14 protein-coding genes are annotated in these 17072 nt (G+C 56.9%); 7 read left to right on the forward strand and 7 right to left on the reverse strand.

Annotated elements, in window-relative coordinates:
• Positions 1 to 74 precede the first annotated feature (74 nt).
• Complete coding sequence (locus L8V22_RS06530) at positions 75 to 584, forward strand: 2'-5' RNA ligase family protein (RefSeq protein WP_238801259.1); 510 nt, start codon at positions 75 to 77, stop codon at positions 582 to 584.
• On the opposite strand, the gene L8V22_RS06535 is transcribed toward L8V22_RS06530, so the two are convergent.
• Complete coding sequence (locus L8V22_RS06535; protein WP_269966422.1) at positions 581 to 1774, reverse strand: amidase; 1194 nt, start codon at positions 1772 to 1774, stop codon at positions 581 to 583. The two genes, L8V22_RS06530 and L8V22_RS06535, sit on opposite strands and share 4 nt — an antisense overlap.
• Positions 1775 to 2100: 326 nt before the next feature.
• On the opposite strand from L8V22_RS06535, the gene uriT reads away from it, so the two are divergent.
• The 3 genes from uriT (at position 2101) to L8V22_RS06550 (ending at position 5327) form a co-directional block, all read left to right on the forward strand.
• Positions 2101 to 3525: a uridine transporter UriT gene (gene uriT, locus L8V22_RS06540; protein ID WP_238801261.1), complete on the forward strand. Its 1425-nt coding sequence runs from the start codon at positions 2101 to 2103 to the stop codon at positions 3523 to 3525.
• A 9-nt stretch (positions 3526 to 3534) separates the two neighbouring features.
• The gene (uriH, locus tag L8V22_RS06545) at positions 3535 to 4476 is read left to right on the forward strand and encodes a uridine-preferring nucleoside hydrolase UriH (protein WP_238801262.1); all 942 of its coding nucleotides are present in this window, start codon (positions 3535 to 3537) and stop codon (positions 4474 to 4476) included.
• A gap of 341 nt (positions 4477 to 4817) precedes the next feature.
• The gene (locus L8V22_RS06550) at positions 4818 to 5327 is read left to right on the forward strand and encodes a gluconokinase (protein ID WP_238801263.1); all 510 of its coding nucleotides are present in this window, start codon (positions 4818 to 4820) and stop codon (positions 5325 to 5327) included.
• 8 nt (positions 5328 to 5335) lie between these two features.
• Here L8V22_RS06550 and L8V22_RS06555 read toward each other — a convergent pair whose 3' ends face one another.
• From L8V22_RS06555 to L8V22_RS06580, 6 genes are all read right to left on the reverse strand, one after another.
• Positions 5336 to 6730, reverse strand: a complete 1395-nt coding sequence (locus L8V22_RS06555) for a GntP family permease (RefSeq protein WP_238801264.1) — start codon at positions 6728 to 6730, stop codon at positions 5336 to 5338.
• A 172-nt stretch (positions 6731 to 6902) separates the two neighbouring features.
• The gene (locus L8V22_RS06560; protein WP_238801265.1) at positions 6903 to 7520 is read right to left on the reverse strand and encodes a zinc metalloprotease; all 618 of its coding nucleotides are present in this window, start codon (positions 7518 to 7520) and stop codon (positions 6903 to 6905) included.
• 172 nt (positions 7521 to 7692) lie between these two features.
• Positions 7693 to 8814 carry an ABC transporter ATP-binding protein gene (locus L8V22_RS06565; RefSeq protein WP_269966423.1) on the reverse strand — a complete coding sequence of 374 codons (1122 nt, stop codon included), beginning with the start codon at positions 8812 to 8814 and terminating at the stop codon, positions 7693 to 7695.
• A 47-nt stretch (positions 8815 to 8861) separates the two neighbouring features.
• Entirely contained in the window at positions 8862 to 10184 is a 1323-nt protein-coding gene (locus tag L8V22_RS06570) for an ABC transporter substrate-binding protein (protein WP_238801267.1), read from the reverse strand.
• 80 nt (positions 10185 to 10264) lie between these two features.
• Positions 10265 to 11110: a carbohydrate ABC transporter permease gene (locus L8V22_RS06575; protein WP_238801296.1), complete on the reverse strand. Its 846-nt coding sequence runs from the start codon at positions 11108 to 11110 to the stop codon at positions 10265 to 10267.
• A gap of 26 nt (positions 11111 to 11136) precedes the next feature.
• Positions 11137 to 12117: a carbohydrate ABC transporter permease gene (locus L8V22_RS06580; RefSeq protein ID WP_238801268.1), complete on the reverse strand. Its 981-nt coding sequence runs from the start codon at positions 12115 to 12117 to the stop codon at positions 11137 to 11139.
• Between the two features lie 259 nt (positions 12118 to 12376).
• On the opposite strand from L8V22_RS06580, the gene L8V22_RS06585 reads away from it, so the two are divergent.
• The 3 genes from L8V22_RS06585 to L8V22_RS06595 all read left to right on the forward strand — a co-directional run.
• A complete protein-coding gene (locus L8V22_RS06585; RefSeq protein WP_238801269.1) occupies positions 12377 to 13618 on the forward strand; it encodes an amidohydrolase in 1242 nt (413 codons plus the stop codon).
• Between the two features lie 469 nt (positions 13619 to 14087).
• Complete coding sequence (locus tag L8V22_RS06590) at positions 14088 to 15362, forward strand: threonine/serine exporter family protein (RefSeq protein WP_269966425.1); 1275 nt, start codon at positions 14088 to 14090, stop codon at positions 15360 to 15362.
• A gap of 437 nt (positions 15363 to 15799) precedes the next feature.
• A partial coding sequence (locus L8V22_RS06595) for an MFS transporter (RefSeq protein WP_269966424.1) occupies positions 15800 to 17072 on the forward strand: 1273 nt, incomplete at its 3' end.

The following is a 17072-nucleotide window of genomic DNA, read 5'->3' on the forward strand; positions in this document are numbered from 1 at the left end:
GGCACAAGAGGAAGTGATCTACTTCGTGGACTGTACGCTGGAAGCACTCCACTACAGAAAGGGAACGCTCGCCTGTGAGTAAAGCATCGCCGGATAATATCTTGCTCTACCTGCCGCAAAAGCAGGAGGAACAGGTGCGCGAAATCTTTGCCGGCCTTGCAGAGCGCGGCTTTCCCGTCCAGCAGCAACGCCCGCACATCACCGTGACCTTTTCGCCGCATATGCAGCCGGAGGTCGTGGACTTAGCCGCCCAGCTGCTCCCGCCCGTTATTCCGGCGGACTTCCGGCGGGTAGGAAACGTCATTTTTGGCATCAAGCGCAAACAGACGGTGGCTTGGCTCCTTGAAACGAGCGATGAGCTAGAAATCGCCGCGCGCCAAATCAGTGCCGCCAATCCGGATGGGCGCGGGCCGCGGTGGACCCCGCACCTGACCATGGGTTTGCGTCTGCCACGCGAGGAGGTCCCCGGCTACATTCAAGCAATGGACGAGCTCACCTCAGCCCATTTCAAAGATCTTAAGGCTATAGAGGCTGCTTATTGGCGGCCGCGTACGCAAGAAAAGACAGTGCTGGCAGAGGCCTAAAGAAGGGCTTGCAGTGCACGAGCAACGCGCAGGACGGTCAGGTCCTCGCCCGGCTTGCCGACGACCTGCACCGCATCACCCACGCCTTCTTCCTCTTCGTCGCGCAGCGGCACCGTAATAGCCGGCCAGCCGAGCACATTGAAAGGCTCGGTCCAGCGCCGCAGGCTTGCGGCCGATTCCGCGGTATTTTCCGCTGTGATATCGGACCACTTGAGGGGGCCGGAATCGAGGGTGGGGGTGAGGATAATGGGGGCGTCGCCAAGCAGGGCAAGCGCATCCTCGCGCAGCTCTTTCACGCCTTGCGCAGCCTCGTCATAATCTTCCTGGCTGATATTTTCTCCACCTAAAACGCGCTGCAAGATAACGTCCTGGTACTTATCGCGCTGATCCAGCAGTGGCCGGTGCACGTCATAGACTTCCTTCAGACGCATCGGCTCATAGAGCTTGGCCGTGGCGGCGATGGTTTCTTCTAAATCCACGCCCTCGCTGAGTTCAAAATCCGAGTGCTCCAGCGCTGCCAGAAGATCCGCGAAGCCCTCGCCCTTGGACTTAAGAGCCGTGACATCAACAATTGAAACGTCTTGCGCCGCGGCCGGTTCCTCATCCGCGGTGGCGATAAAAGCCTCCTCAATCAGGTCAATCGAGCTGGCAAAAAATCCAATGCAATCAAAGCTCGGGGCGAAGGGAAAGACGTCTTCGACTGGAATGAGTCCAAAGGTGGGTTTAAACCCCAACACGCCTTGGCACGCGGCAGGTACGCGCACCGACCCAGCGCTATCGGAACCAACCGTCAGGTCGAGCGCGCCGCACGCCACCAAAGCAGCGGAACCAGAGCTTGATCCGCCGCCGCACACCTCGGGATCGCGCGGATTGATAACGCGTCCATACGCAGAGGCATCGCCCAAAATGCCATAGGAAAATTCCTGCAGATTCGCCTTCGCCACCGGCAGCGCACCCTTCGCCGCCAAGCGCTGTACCACCGGTGCATCCTTGACCGGCGTGCGGCCCACATTTACCTTGGTGCCGCAGGTGGTAGCCACGCACGCCACATCCACGATGTCCTTGAACGCGACGGGTTGTCCCATGAGCGTGGGGGAATCATCCACGGCATGCTCATCAAACGGGATGATGGTAATCACCGCGTTAAAATCCCGCTGGGCTCGGTGCAGGCGATCAGAAACTGTAGGCATAACGGAAGCTAAGTCCTTTCAACGTCGGCGTCCTTTGCTGCTTACTAGGTATTAGAAGAACGCAGATGTTACTACCGTACATCAGGAATCGGTGAACAATTTCCCATTTCTAGGCAAAGCACCGCTTCGGCTGCGTGTTGGGAGGTCGGCAAGCGAAGGCTGAGCCTCTACTGTCGGTTACGGTTACTAGAAGACTGCTTCAGGCCATTACTTGTGCACAGTAGGCAATTGCGACAAGGCCCGCGACCGAAGAAGATATCTGACTAGTAAAAATTGGCCAAGATTTGGTCTAGTAGTTTGCCGCACGGTTGATCTAAATTAAAGCCATGACTTCCACCACCTCCGAGCCCCCAAAGCTCCAGCCCAGCTCCTATATCCCGTTGATGTTCGCACTGCTTACTGCGGTGTTTGCGTTCCAGCTCAATGCGTCGATGCTCTCGCCAGCCTTGGCGACGATGGAAGACGAGCTGGGCGCCACCACCGCGCAGATCGGTCTGACGCAAACGGCATTCTTTACGGCCGCGGCACTATTCTCACTATTCCTGCCGCGCTGGGGTGACCTCATCGGGCGCAGGAAAGTCCTCGTTGGCATGATGGCGGTAGCTGCGCTGGGCTGCGTGGTTTCGGCGGTTGCACCGAACGTCGCTGTGTTGCTGATTGGCCGCATCATTCAAGGCGTGGCAGGGCCTACGGTTCCGCTGTGCCTGATTATGCTGCGCCAGCAGGTACTCAATGAACAGCAGTACGCCCTGTTGCTGGGCATTGTGACCTCGGTAAACGGTGGAATTGCCGGTGTGGATGCGCTGGCCGGCGGCTGGTTGGCGGGCAATTTTGGTTACCGCTCGGTCTTTTGGACCATGGCTGTTCTATGCACCATTGCAGTAGTGGCAGTCCAGGTATTTACCAAGGAATCCACGGCCACGGAAACCCCGCGTATGGACTGGGAGGGTGTTCTTCCTCTGGCCGTGGCGCTGGGTTGCGTTCTCACCGCGTTCAACGAAGCCGGCAAGCTTGCAGAGGCCAATTGGTTCCTCGTCATCATCCTTCTCCTCATCGGTGTCGCCGGCTTCTGGGCCTTCTGGAACGTGGAGAAGAAGGTCGCCGATCCGCTCGTACCGGTGGCCTACCTCAAACAACGCCGCACGTGGGCGCTGCTATCTACCACGCTGCTCACGATGACCGGTGTCTTTGCCGTGATGAATGGCCTCATCCCTAATCTTGGCCAGGATGCAGACGCCGGTGCCGGTATTTCTGCCAGCACCATTTCCTGGGTCACGCTTACCCCATACGCCCTCGCCGGCTTAGTCTTCGGCCCCATTGCCGGCTGGATGGCTTCCAAACTGGGCTATAAGTACGTTCTGCAAACCGGCCTCGTAGGCACCGTCGCTGGCTTGATTATCTCCATTTTCGTGGTGGGCGTTCCGAACGCGTGGACCCTGCTCTTCGTCTCTATCTTCTTGGGCGTGACCTACGCGGGCATTGCCAATATCATGCTCAATGGCTTAGGCATCGTGCTCTCGCCGGCCGATAACCAGGGCTATCTGCCCGGCATGAACGCCGGCGCCTTCAACCTAGGCGCGGGTCTGTCCTTTGCAGTGCTGTTCGCGGTTTCCGGGTCTTTCGAGCATGGCTACCGCGCGGGCATGATCGCCGGCGTCATCATCCTGCTTGCGGCTCTAGCTTTGTCCTTCCGCATTCCGCGCCCGGAGTCTATTGATGACACCGTGGCGGCCGTCAACGCCCGAAAGTAGGCTCGTGGCATGACGCGAAAAATCATTCTGGACTGCGACCCCGGCCACGATGACGCGGTGGCCCTGCTTCTAGCCATGGGCAACCCCAATATCGAGCTGCTGGGCATTACCACCGTAGGCGGAAACCAGACCTTGGATAAGGTCTCCCATAACGCCCTGGTAGTCAAGGAAATCGCTGGTCACCCGGAGATTCCGGTCTATGCCGGCTGCGATCGCCCGCTCGTGCGCCCCGTCGAAGTTGCCGAGGCTATCCACGGCTCCACCGGAATGGACGTGGAAGGCGTCCAACTTCCGGACCCAAGCACCGCGCTTGCCGACGCCCACGCCATCGACTTCATCATCGACACCATCATGTCCCACGATCCCGGCACCATCACCCTGGTGCCCACCGGCCCGCTTACCAATATCGCGATGGCCGCGCGCAAAGAGCCGCGCATCGTTGAGCGCGTCAAGGAAGTAGTCCTCATGGGCGGCGGCTACCACGAAGGAAATTGGTCCCCAGTCGCCGAGTTCAATATCAAGATCGACCCCGAGGCCGCCCACATCGTCTTCGAAGAGCCTTGGCCCGTCACGATGGTGGGCCTCGACCTCACTCACCAGGCACTGGCCACCCCGGAGGTCGAAGCCGAAATCAAGGCTCTGGAAACCCCAGTCTCGGAGTTCGTCGTTGGCCTTTTCGGCTTCTTCCGCAAGACCTACCAAGCCAACCAAGGCTTTGATAATCCACCGGTCCACGACCCGTGCACCGTCGCCTATCTCATTGATCCAGACATCGTCCAGACCCGCAGGGCCCCCGTCCACGTCGAGCTTGCGGGCGCCCTTACCACTGGCATGACTGTCACCGATCTCCGCGAGCCTGCCGACGTCTCCTGCCACACCCAAGTCGCCACCACCCTCGATCACGCTGGCTTCTGGCGCCTAGTTACCGAGGCCCTCAAAAACCTCGCCTAGGCGGCGTTCGCTTCACCCGACACCCAACTTTCAGCCACGTTATCCCCCTGAACCACCAGTTTGGGGCCATAGCGTGGCCGTTTGCTCTAGGTAGAGGGCCTACCAACCGATAGCTTAGGCGAAATCAAGTAGTCGGCGAACCAATTTAGCTATTGAACCATCCTTAATTTTCTGGTGGGAGTAACCTCTGTCGAGACTCGTGGTTACCTTGCTGTGCTTCGTCAAAACATTTAGGCCTCACAGATCGCACCGGTTGTGCCAGGGAGGAGAACGGCGCCAAATAGGTCAGCGCTGGGGTTCAGCCTAAACTCGAAGGGAACACCCCATTCAAAGGAGCCACCATGAACCAACACAGTTTTCGCCACGTCGTTGTCATGGGGGTATCAGGCTCGGGCAAGACAACGGTAGGGGAGGCGCTGTCGCCGTTGGTCGGTCTGGAGTACCGCGATGGCGATGATATGCATCCGCAGGCCAATATCGACAAGATGGCGGCAGGGATACCGCTCAATGATGCGGACCGAGAGCCGTGGCTGAAACAGATTGGTCAGTGGTTGGCGGATAGGCCGGAAGGCGCGATGGTGGGTTGTAGCGCGTTGAAGCGTAAATACCGGGATTTGATTCGCGAGTATTGTCCGGGCGTGGTGTTTGTACACGTGCACGGGGACTTTGATGTGCTGTATCAGCGCATGCAGCATCGGCTGGGGCACTTTATGCCGGCGTCGCTCTTGCAATCGCAATTCGATACCTTGGAGCCGCTGGAAGATGACGAAACCGGCCAGGTCTTTGATGTGACTCGGCCGGCGTCGGAAATTGCGGGCGATGCCGCAGCGTGGATTAAAGCGGGGGCTTAAAGCTGGCGCTAGAAGGCAGCTGCGGCGCCGTACATGACCAGGACTAGGGCAAAGCCGATAACGGAGATGAGCACCTGGTTGACAGTCCAGGTCTTAAGCGTGGTCATGGTGTCCATGCCCATGAGGCGGCCGACGAGCCAGAATCCAGAGTCATTGACATGGGAGCCGAAGACGGAACCGGCGGCGGTTGCAACAACGATAAGCGCGAGCTGTAGTTCGTTGAAGCCGCCGGCTTCCACGGCTGGGACCATAAGCGCAGCGGCCGTAGTTAGCGCGACGGTAGCGGAGCCTTGGGCCAGACGCAGGGCCACGGCGATAAGGTAGCAGGCCAGGATGACGGGGATGCCGAGGCCGGAAAGGGAATCAGCAAGCGCATCGCCAATCCCGGAGGTACGCAACACACCACCGAACATGCCGCCGGCACCGGTGATAAGCACGACCGAGCAGATGGGGCCGAGGGAGGAATCGACAAGCTTTTCCAGCGCGGTCTTTTCTACGCCACGGCGCAGCCCGAGGACCACGAGCGCGATGAGGAGGGTAATCAGCAGGGCAATGGGGGTCTGGCCCAGCATGACAAAGAACCGTACCCACGCGGCGTCGGCGTCAATGGTGCCATAGGACGCCAAAGCATTGAGACCGGTGTTAAAGAAGATGAGCACCATCGGGATCAACAGGATGGAGATCACCGTGGCGGCAGAGGCGGGTTTGTGGGGTTGCTCGTCCTCCGCGAGGAGGGGACCGGCGATGGCATCGGTTACCTTGATGGGAAATTTCTTACCGGAAAGCAGACCAAAGTGGTAGCCGGAAATATACCAGGTGGGCAGGGCTAGGATGAGGCCGACTAAAAGAACGAGACCCATATCGGCGCCGTAAAATTCACTGGCGGCAACGGGGCCCGGGTGCGGCGGCAGGTAGACGTGCATAACGGAGAATGCACCAGCTGCCGGCAGACCGAAGGCAAGAACAGGGCCATCCAAGCGGCGAGCGACAGCGAAGATGACCGGCAGCATCACAATCAGGCCGGCATCGAAGAAGATGGGAAAGCCCATAATGAGCGATGCTAGGCCGAGTGCTAAGGGTGCTTTGGATTCGCCGAAGCGGCGGACCATGGCGTCGGCAAGCGATTTAGCGCCACCGGAAGCTTCCACCAGCCGGCCGATCATGGCGCCCAAGCCTACGAGCAGCGCCACCGACCCTAGGGTGGAGCTAAAGCTCTCTGTCATGGTGGGCACGATTCCTTCGAGGGGAATGCCCGCAGCCAGCGCCGTGAGTGCCGAGACCACCAATAGCGTGAGGAAGGCGTGAAGCTTGAAATAGATGACCAACACCAAAATTACGGCGATGGCGGCCACCGCAATGCCCAGCAGTGGGCCGGTCGACAGGGTGGGTTCCCACGTATCCATGGGCGGACTCCTTTTCTAATGCAAACCTTTGAATAACGGCAACGTTAGCAGTAGGCCTGTGTGCCGCCTAAAACAATCGGTTGAATGCGACCTACCCAACACGGAGCCGGGTAAAGACAGAAAAATCCCCTAGGCACCGTGCTGGGCCTAGGGGAGAGGAGTCGTCGGGCGTTTAGTCGAACTGACCTTGAATGATGGCTGCCGCGTCCAGCGGGGTTACATGGTAGGAGATGGGATTCTGGTTAGCGCCGGCCATGAGCGCGCCGGCGCAGGAGTGGCCCGCACCCATCATGTGGCCCAGCTCGTGGGCAATGGTGCCCTGGACTGCCTCTGGGTACTGGGCATTAGGAATCTTGATGAAGACCATCTTGTGATCTGGGTAGGCAGCGCCCTGTACATAGCCATTTGGGTCGGGCTTGAAGATGATGGCGATGGTGTCACCATCAGCCTCGGAAGGCTTAACTTCCTTCAGGGAAGCCTTGCCCTTGAGGGCCTTGTTCCACTCGGCAACCGCGGCATCGAGCTGCTTGCGATACGGGAAGTTTTCAACCACCTTGTACTCCAGAACGCCATCTTTGAAGTACGGCTTTACGGAGTCTTCATCGTGGAGGATGGAAGGATCCGGGACCGGCTTGCCATCGTTGGCCAGCTTGGTGATGGTCTTGCAGGTGCCCGGAGAAATAAGGGAGCGAACTGGGTCGCTCTTGGCGCTGGCGGCCGGTGCGGCGACGGTTCCGAGGATTGCGGTTGCAGCCAAAGTGGCGGCAGATAGCTTCTTGAAAGATGGCATAGGCAGTGAATTACCTTTCGGTTGATTTTAAGGTTCGCTGAGTGCGATATTCCCAGCAATATCCGTGGTAAAAGGCACTGCGTGCGCGTTTATGCGTGCGGACACATATCAGTTTCTTAATGTCTGCAAAGGAAAATAAGAATCTAAGGTGCCAACTGCCTATTTGCTGCTTCTAGTTCAGGCGCTCCCCAGTAGTGGTGCTAAATAAATGCACTTGGTCCGGGTCGGGGGAAACATAGAAAGTATCACCCACCGCGTAACGGCCGCGGGCATTGACCAGAATGCCGGTCTGTCCGCCCATGCGGGTGGAAGACTTCAGTATGCCGTCGGCGGAGCTATCGCCAGCGGCGTCGTTAAGGTCGCCGTAAACGTAGGTCTGGTTACCCAGTTCCTCGATATGCGCGACAGTAAACTTTGCCCCACCGTTGCCGGTATCGCTAAATTGCCAGTCTTCAGGGCGGATGCCGACGGTGACAGTCTCTACGCCTTCGAAGTTGTAATTGGACAGGTTAATGCGGGTAGAGCCGATGCGCAGATCAGAGGAGTTGTGGCTCAGGTCGTAGATATTCATCGCCGGCGAGCCAATGAATCCGGCGACGAAGACATTCTGCGGGCGGTCGTAGATGGTGCGGGTATTATCCACCTGCTGCAAGACGCCGGCATTGAGAACAGCGACCCGATCACCCATGGTCATTGCCTCAGTTTGGTCATGGGTGACGTAGACGGTGGTGGTGCCAAGGCGGCGTTGCAGATTAGAGATCTGCGCGCGGGTGGATACGCGCAGCTTGGCGTCCAGGTTGGACAAAGGCTCATCCATGCAAAACACTGCCGGCTCGCGCACGATGGCGCGTCCCATAGCTACGCGCTGGCGCTGGCCGCCGGAAAGATTGGCGGGCTTGCGGTCGAGAAGAGCCTCCATCTGCAGGATCTTCGCGGCCTCTTGCACGCGAGACTTAATCTCGTTTTTAGGGACCTTGCGGTTTTCCAGCGCGAAGGACATATTCTGCGCTACGGACATATTGGGGTAGAGGGCATAGTTCTGAAAAACCATGGCTACGTCGCGGTCCGATGGGCTCACCTCGGTGACGTCCTTGCCGCCGATGCGAATGGAACCGCGGTCGGTGGGCTCCAAGCCAGCGAGCATACGCAGGCTGGTGGACTTGCCGCAGCCGGAAGGGCCGACGAGGACCAAAAATTCGCCGTCGGAAATATCCAGATTGAGGCGATCAACGGCGGGGCGTTCCGCGTCCTTGGAGTAAATGCGGCTTGCGCCATCGAAGGTGACAGTAGCCATGGTTACCTTTCAGAATCTAGTGAGGGGAGGAAGGCGGCTGTGAAAGCCTACTTATTGATGACGGGCTTGACCTGGTTGTCGTAAATCGACTGCAGGGTCTTTTCAAGGTCAGTTAGCACCTTGGTGACATCATCGCGGTTGGTGACAACCTTTTCGAAAGCACCGCCAATTTCCTGGTCCGCGCCGGGCAGGAAGACGCGGGCGTTGTCCTGCGGGCGGGTCTCCGGAAGTTGCTTGATGGCGGTCTCGAAGTTCGGATTGTCTTCCATGAACTTCTTCTGGTCCTCGTTTTCCACGGCGGAGGAACGTACCGGCATGTAGCCCACATTTTGGGACCAGTAGCAGGTGTTTTCTTCATTGGTAATGAAGTCAATGAGCTTGATGGCCGCCAGCTGACGGTTCTTGCTGATACCCGATGGGATAGCCAGTCCGGCGCCACCTGTTGGGCAGGCACCGTCGCCCTTAGGGTTCGGTAGGAAGGCGGTGCCGAGCTCGAACTTAGCGGTATCGGTCAGGCCCGCCAGGTCACCGGTGGACAGCACAGTCGCGGCTGCGCGGCCGGTGCCGAACTCCATGGCCATATCGTTGCCCACGTAGGAGTAGCCCTTCTTTTCATCGGTGATGTCCTTGAGCCACTCGACGGCCTTGATGGTCTTGTCATCGGTGAACTTCAAGTCCCACGCATCGGAGTAGGCGCCGCCCTTGGACCACAGTGGTCCTTGGAAAATCCAGCCCAGGTAGTCCACGGCATCACCCCAGCCGAAGGGTTTCATCTTCGGATCAGCATCGGCAAGCTTTTTGGCCCATTCATCCATCTCATCCCAGGACTTCGGGCCGCGGTCCGGCAGGCCGGCCTTCTTCCACGCATCCTTGTTGTAGTAGAACAGCGGAGTCGAGCGGGCGAAAGGAAGCGCAAAGTGGCCGCCGTCGTAGTTGTAATCCTCGTAGAGCGGCTGCACGTAGGTGGAGAGATCGATGCTGGCTTCTTCCGCTAGCTCGTCGACGTTGGCGATCTGACCGTTGATGGCGAAGTTGTGCCACCAGACGTCGGAAAGCACGACTACGTCAGGAAGATCCTGGCCCGTTAGCGCAGCATTGAACTTTTGAGCTGCCTCTTCGTAGTTCTTGCCAGTGTCAACGAGGTTGACCTTGATATCGGGGTTTTCCTTTTCAAAGCGAGAGATGATCTCCTTTTCAATGTCCTTGGAGGTGCCCGGGTGGTTGGACCACCAGGTCAGCTCGGTGACTTTATCGTCGCCGCCCTTGTCTTTGCCGCCCTGCGGGTCGGTCGAAGAGGTACCAGCGCAGGCGGCCAGCGCAGTGGCAGAGGCAGCGGTAGAAGCGAGGGCGAGGAACTTGCGGCGTAGCATGTAATTCTCCTTGGGTCTCCTGTAGATAAGCAGGATTAAAGTAAGTGGAAACGGCGAGCGTGGGTGGGGTAGAAGTCCTTCTATCCCTTGACGGCGCCAGTGGTCAGGCCTTGGATCATGTACTTTTGCAAGGCCAAGAAGATGATCACCATTGGGATGATGGTGAGGATGGTGGCGGCCATAACCGGGCCCCAGTTGGTCACTCCATCGTTGTTTTGCAACATGGTGAGACCCACCTGCAGCGGTGCTACTTCTTCCGTATCGGCCATAAGGAATGGCCAGAGGTAGGTATTCCATTCATTGACCATGGTGATTACGGAGAATGCGGTCAAGGTAGGCCACGAGACCGGCAGTAGCACCTTGGTGAGCATGCGAATGGGACCGGCGCCATCCATGCGGGCGGCCTCAACTAGCTCATAGGGCAGGGACAAAAAGTGGTTACGCATCAAGAACGTACCGAAGGCCACGCCGGCCAGCGGCACGATGATGCCCACGAAGGTATTGCGCCAGCCCAAGGAATTGACCAGGGCGTAGTTAGAGATAACGGTGATCTCGCTGGGCACCATGAGCGAGGAAATGACCAATAAGAAGACCAGATGGCGGCCTGGAAAGCGCAGGATGGCCAGCGCATAGGCGGAGATGACACCCAGCACAATCTTGATGATGGACAGCACTGCGGTAATAAATACTGAATTGCGCAGATAGGTCCAGAAAGGTACGCGGGTGGTGGCATCGGAGTAGTTCTCGGTCTCCCATACTGGTGGAATCCAATTGACCGGATCAGTATAGATATCGCCCTTGGCCTTAAAGGAGGTCATGAGGATCCAGAACAGGGGCAGTCCAATTAGCAGCAGTACGGCGAGAATGCCTAGGTAACCGCCGGCGAGCTTTGCGCGACGGGTGGTGGGGGATTCATCCGTGACCATGTGAAGGGCTGAAGTAGCCATGTGGGTTAACCTCGCTTATCCATGATGCGTACCTGAATCAGGGTGATGATGAGCAGGAACAGGAACAAGATGGTGGCGGCGGTCGCACCGTAGCCGGCGCGGAAGTTGACGAAGGTTTCGTTATAAATCTGGAAGACCAGCGTCTGGGTGCCGTTTCCCTGTGGGCCGCCGCGGGTCATGACGTTGATGATGTCGAAGACCTGCACAGAGTTAAGAAGCACCGTAATGGAAAGAAAGAAGGTGGTATTGCGCAGCTGTGGCATGGTCACGCGCCAGAATTTGCGCCAGCGGCCGGTGCCGTCGATAGCGGCGGCTTCATCCAATTCCTTGTCTAGGCCCTGGAGTGCTGCCAAGTAGATGACGAAGGTATAGCCCAAGTTTTTCCACACGAAGGTGAAGGTCACCATGAACATCGCCCAGCCTGGCACGGCATAGAAGTTGGGGGAATCTATACCAAACCACCCCAGGATTTCCTGGATGAGGCCAAAGTTTGGATCGAATACGAACTGGAAGGCAATACCAATGGCAGCGCCGGAAATGGCGTAGGGCGCGAAGACTACAGAACGCGCAAAATTACGACCCTTGATGTTCTGGTTGAGTAGCAGCGCCAGCGCTAAGCCGATGACCATGGAGCCAATGACCGCAAAGAAGGTAAAAACCAGAGTATTTAAAACAATGGTCTTCGTATCATCGCGGCTAAACCACTCACCATAATTATCAAAGCCCACAAACGTGGAGGTGGGGCTGGAGATATTCCAATTAAAAAAGGAGAGGCGAATATTATCCAGCAGTGGCCGGTAGGTAAATACGGCCAGCAGGATCAGATTCGGCGCGAGTAGCGCAGCTGCAAGCAGCCATTCCTTGTGGCGATTGCGCGCTGCTTTGCGTACCAACGCCGCAGAATCACTGGGGTTTTCCGTGTGGGCGGGACGGGCGATGGTAGTGCCTGAGTTGCCGCCACTGAGAGAGTCTTCCTGAAAGGTCACTCGGTCAATTTAGGGCGGATGGGTGAAGCCCAGATACATGGAAAACAAATAATTGGTGAATTATAAATGTCCGATGGGTTAAAGGTGGATGCGTCATCGAACTTTTTAAAAACTCCAGCTCGGCGCACCATGAGGCCCGTCTCTTTGCCATAAAACTATGGCTGGCATTACAAAAATGCCTTGCTTGCCGACGCCCACCTTCCTTCCATCCCTCTACACTGGCTGCTATATTCCACCGCGATCCCACAAGGAGGAAGCAATGTCTGTCCGTAATGCTGTCCGTACTGTCTGCAGCAACTATGACTCCGTCAAAGATTGGCAGGAGCCACTTTATAAAGACCTGCATCAGCACCCGGAGCTATCGATGCAGGAGAAGCGTACGCTTAGCATCATCAAGGGCAAGCTTGCTGACCTCGGGTTTGACCAAGTGGATGTAGGCGGTGGCGTGGTTGGCGTCTTGGAAAATGGTGCCGGGCCTACTGTCATGCTGCGCGCGGATTTTGATGGCCTACCGGTCAAGGAAGATACTGGCTTGGATTACGCCTCCACCGATACCGCAGTAGATTCGGAGGGAAATGAAGTGGCCGTCATGCAGGCCTGCGGTCACGATTCACACGTGGCCAGCCTGCTGGGCATGGGGGCGCTTTTGGCGCAGGCCACCGACCAGTGGTCCGGCACCTTGCAACTTATTTTCCAACCGGGCGAGGAAATCGCCGCCGGTGCCCAGTCTATGGTGGATGACGGCCTAGTAGATAAGGTAGCCACTCCCGATGTTGTCCTAGGTCAACATGTTTTTGCGAGCCAGTTTCCTGCTGGCACCGTTGCTCTTGCGGCAGGCCCCTTCATGTCCACTGCAGTGAGTTTGGACGTCAAGGTCTTTGGACAAGGCTCGCACGGTTCGATGCCGCATTTGAGCGTTGACCCAGTGGTACTGGCAAGCTCTATTGTGATGCGCCTGCAGACAGTTATTTCCCGCGAGCTCAACCCTTCTGATTTCGGCGTACTTACTGTAGGTGCCATTAATGCAGGCTCGAAGGCCAATATCATTCCTTTCGAGGCAACCTTAAAAATTAACGTGCGCGCCTATAGCGAGCAGATCCGCGATAAGATCACTGCAGCAATCGAACGTATCGTCACCGCTGAGTGCCAGGCCGCCGGCAGTCCGCAGCCCGCGGAATTTAACTATCACGATGCCTACCCGCTTACTAGCAATGATGAGGAAACTACGGCGTCGCTCCAGAAATCCTTTATATCCTATTTCGGCGCCGACCGCGTTCTCACTGCAGAACCCCTCACAGCCAGTGAGGATTTCTCCACTATTGCTCGCGCCTTCGAGGTTCCTTATTGCTTCTGGGTATTTTCCGGCCGCGAAGAAGGAAAGGATGTTCCCAACCACAGCCCGCACTTCGCCCCGCTGATCCAACCCACGCTGCGCACCGGCACGGAGGCCCTCACCGTTGCCGCGTTGACGTTCCTTGGTAAAGCTGGCAGCAATTCCTAGTTCTCTGTAGAGCTATGACGGCGTTGTGCTCAACAGGTGGTCCGGCGGGATTTCCCTGGTTACGGATCCCCTTCTTGGCGCCTGTTTTGATGGATAAAACAGCTCCAGCGCCCGGGCCTCGCTCGGGGCCCTGGGCGCTGGAACTGGTTCTCTCTATCTCTCTTGCGTTCTCTCAAACGCGCAAGATTAATATAACTCTCTAAACTGCCATGAGCCTGCAATCTTCCTGTGAGTACCGTGGTAATAGAGTGGATATGAGCAGATGACAGCTCATATCCGTACACGGGTGCGGAGGGCGAAGGCATTTAGGGCAGTGGACAGTGTTCGCAAATAGTCTTTGTTGCGTAATATTCTCGGTGAGTGACAGGCGCGGCCTGGGGACGGGGTGAGAAGTCTTAAATTGGGCCCCAAGAGCCGCGGTAGAGGAGGAGATGTGGCACAAGAATTTGATCCAGCTATGCACCGGCAAATGGGCGTGGAGGCGGACGTTGTATTGCGGGTAGGAATGCTCCTAATGGGGGCCGGCACTTCTGGTTACCGTGTCTTAAGGGGGATGAAACGCAGCGCGCGAGCTTTAGGGTTTGACCACTTAGATGCCACAGTGGGTTTGACACAGATTACTTGTACGTTCCACCGCGGGGAATATTTCAGGACAGTGATTGCCCGGCAACATTCTCCCGCGGTTGATGCTTCGCGGATAGAAGCCTTAGAAGATCTGACCCATAATCGTCTCTATGCAGGAATTACTGCCCAAGAATTGGCGGCAATGCTGGATGTCATTGAGTTTGGCGTCAAGAAGCGCTGGAGCGGTTTAGTTCTTTCCTTTGCCGCCGCGATCGCATGCGCGGCGTTTGCGTATCTTAACTTTTTCCCGCTAGAAGCGGTGGGTTTGGTGGCTTTAGCGGCGTTTGCAGGCCAGTTTGTGCGTTATACAGTTCTCCATCGGCACGTCCATCAAATCGGAGGGGTAATTGCTGGCGGTGCAACGGCAAGTATCGTTTTCTTCCTTTTGACGGAGATTTTTGGGGCGATAGGCTCAGTGGAGCCGAGTGAATTGTCCTCTGGCGTTGTGGCAGCGGTCTTATTCTTGATCCCCGGATTTCCACTTTTCTCTGCATTGATTGACATTGCGCGTTTTGATTTGGACGCAGGTATTGTCAGGTTAGGGTATGCCTTCACTGTTATATTTATAGCGACTTTCACCGTCTCGATGGTGAGCTGGTTGACACAACTTACCCCTGATCCACCCGCTCCTGCACAGGATACGAAGTGGTTTTTGTTGGCGCCGGTCGCAAGTTTTCTGGGCATTGCTGGCTTTGCCTTTCTTTTCAACTCATCGCGCCGCATGGTTTTGGTCGCGGCGTGTGTGGGAACTGTGGCAAATGAGCTCCGTTTGATCCTCATTCACGCTGGTACAACCATTTTCTTTGCGGCCTTCGTGGGTGGATTACTCATCGGTTTGTTGGGTGCGGTTGCTTCTAAAAAGGCGCGGCTCCCCCGTATTACAACGACCGTTCCAGCTGCGGTGATTATGATTCCGGGGGTGACAATGTTCCGAGCAGTGTTTTATTTGAACGACGGGCAAATGGATCAAGCTTTGGCAAACGTTGCGACCGGAATGATGGTGGTTGGATCCATTGGTGCCGGGTTGGTTTTTTCTCGCCTGCTAACTGATAAGGATTGGGCATTAGGCCGACTTATTGATTTTGATAAAAAGCTCCCGCAGAAGCCTTCTACAACATAATGTTGGGGGTTAACTGGGAAAACGCCTGTGGCCCTCGGTCCCGGTGTGGGGCCGAGGGCCACAGGCGTCTCTCTCACTGTTTCCATGTATCGGCGTGTGCCGCCCTGTGAAAACTGCAGGGGGTTCTCTCTATCTCTCGTATGCGCTCTCTCAAACGCACGATCTCAGTATGGGGCACTGGGCTGTAACGCCAATGAGGTATGACTGTTGGATTGCTGTACGTTGCTGGGAATCCAGTGGGGAGGGGCGTCGGAAAGCGACGGAGAGCTTGTCACACACAACAATTGTGCATAGAAGTGATGTGGGACATAGTCCTCTTCTGTAGGGTCGAAGATATGCGCGCAGCGAGGCTGCGCCGTTTTCAACTGCTTGTATAGCTACAGAATTGAGGTGAGGAGCATGCCTCCTCTCACAACCTACCCCCAGCCAATGATGCCGTGCCGGCACAGACTGCTGAGGAAACTGCAGAAATCAAACATCAACACCGCTCGGCCATAAAGGCCGCGTTCATCGGCACCTTCATCGAATGGTTCGATTACGCGGCCTATATCTATATGTCTGCGATTATCTCCCGGGTCTTTTTCCCGGAGATGGAAGGCCGCCGCGCCCTGATTATGACGTTTGCACTCTTTGCGCTGTCATTCTTGGTGCGGCCCTTGGGCGGCATCGTATGGGGTCACTTCGGTGATAAACACGGACGCATCCAGACCCTAACGGTTTCCATTGTGATGATGTCCCTGGCTACCGCGTGCATAGGTTTCCTTCCTGGCTATGCCACCATCGGCTTCGCCGCGTCCATTTTGCTGCTGCTGTGCCGCATGGTGCAGGGCTTTTCGGCAGCCGGTGAGTATGCAGGCGCGGCCACGCACTTGGCCGAGATCGCTCCGGCCGGTAAGCGCGGCATATATTCCGCGGTGGTGCCGTCCGCTACGGCTTCCGGCTTGTTGCTGGGCTCGCTCATTGCGGCGTTGCTGACGGGCGTGCTCGACGATGCTGCCTTGGATTCCTGGGGCTGGCGCGTGCCTTTCTTGATTGCGCTGCCTTTGGGCATGTACGGTCTGTGGATTCGCCGTCATACTGAGGAGTCCTCCCACTTTGAGGATCAGGATGAACCGGAAGAATCCCCACTGCGTGAGGTGCTTAAATACCCCAAGGCCTTAGCCATTGCCTTTGCTGGTGCGGTGCTCAACGCCATTGGTTTCTACGTCATCTTGACCTACCTGCCCACCTACCTCTCAGAAGAGTTGGGTATGGCCGCAACCCCGGCGTTTATAGCGTCCTCTGTTGCCTCCGCATTCTATGTCGGCTTTGCCTTGCTTACCGGCATGCTTTCGGACCGCCTGGGCCGCCGCACGACCATGCTGTGCGCGGCCGCTTTTATGGGCGTGACCATTATTCCGGCCTTTATGCTTCTCGATGGCGCTGGGCTCTTCCTAGTCATCATTATCCAGGTGTGCCTAGGCGGTGTGCTTGCTCTTAATGATGGCGTCCTGCCTTCCTTCCTCTCTGAGCAGTTTCCTACGCACGTGCGCCTTTCCGGCTTCGCATTGACATTCAATACGGCAAATGCTGTCTTTGGCGGTACCGCGCCGATGATTGCTACCTGGCTCATTGACGTCACCGGTATTCAGCTTGCCCCTGCGTTTTACTTGGTTGCAGCTGCGATTGTAACTGGTACCGCGGTACTGTTCGCGTCCAAGAAGAATAAGC

This window comes from Corynebacterium yonathiae, assembly GCF_027570195.1.
Classification (GTDB): domain Bacteria; phylum Actinomycetota; class Actinomycetes; order Mycobacteriales; family Mycobacteriaceae; genus Corynebacterium; species Corynebacterium yonathiae.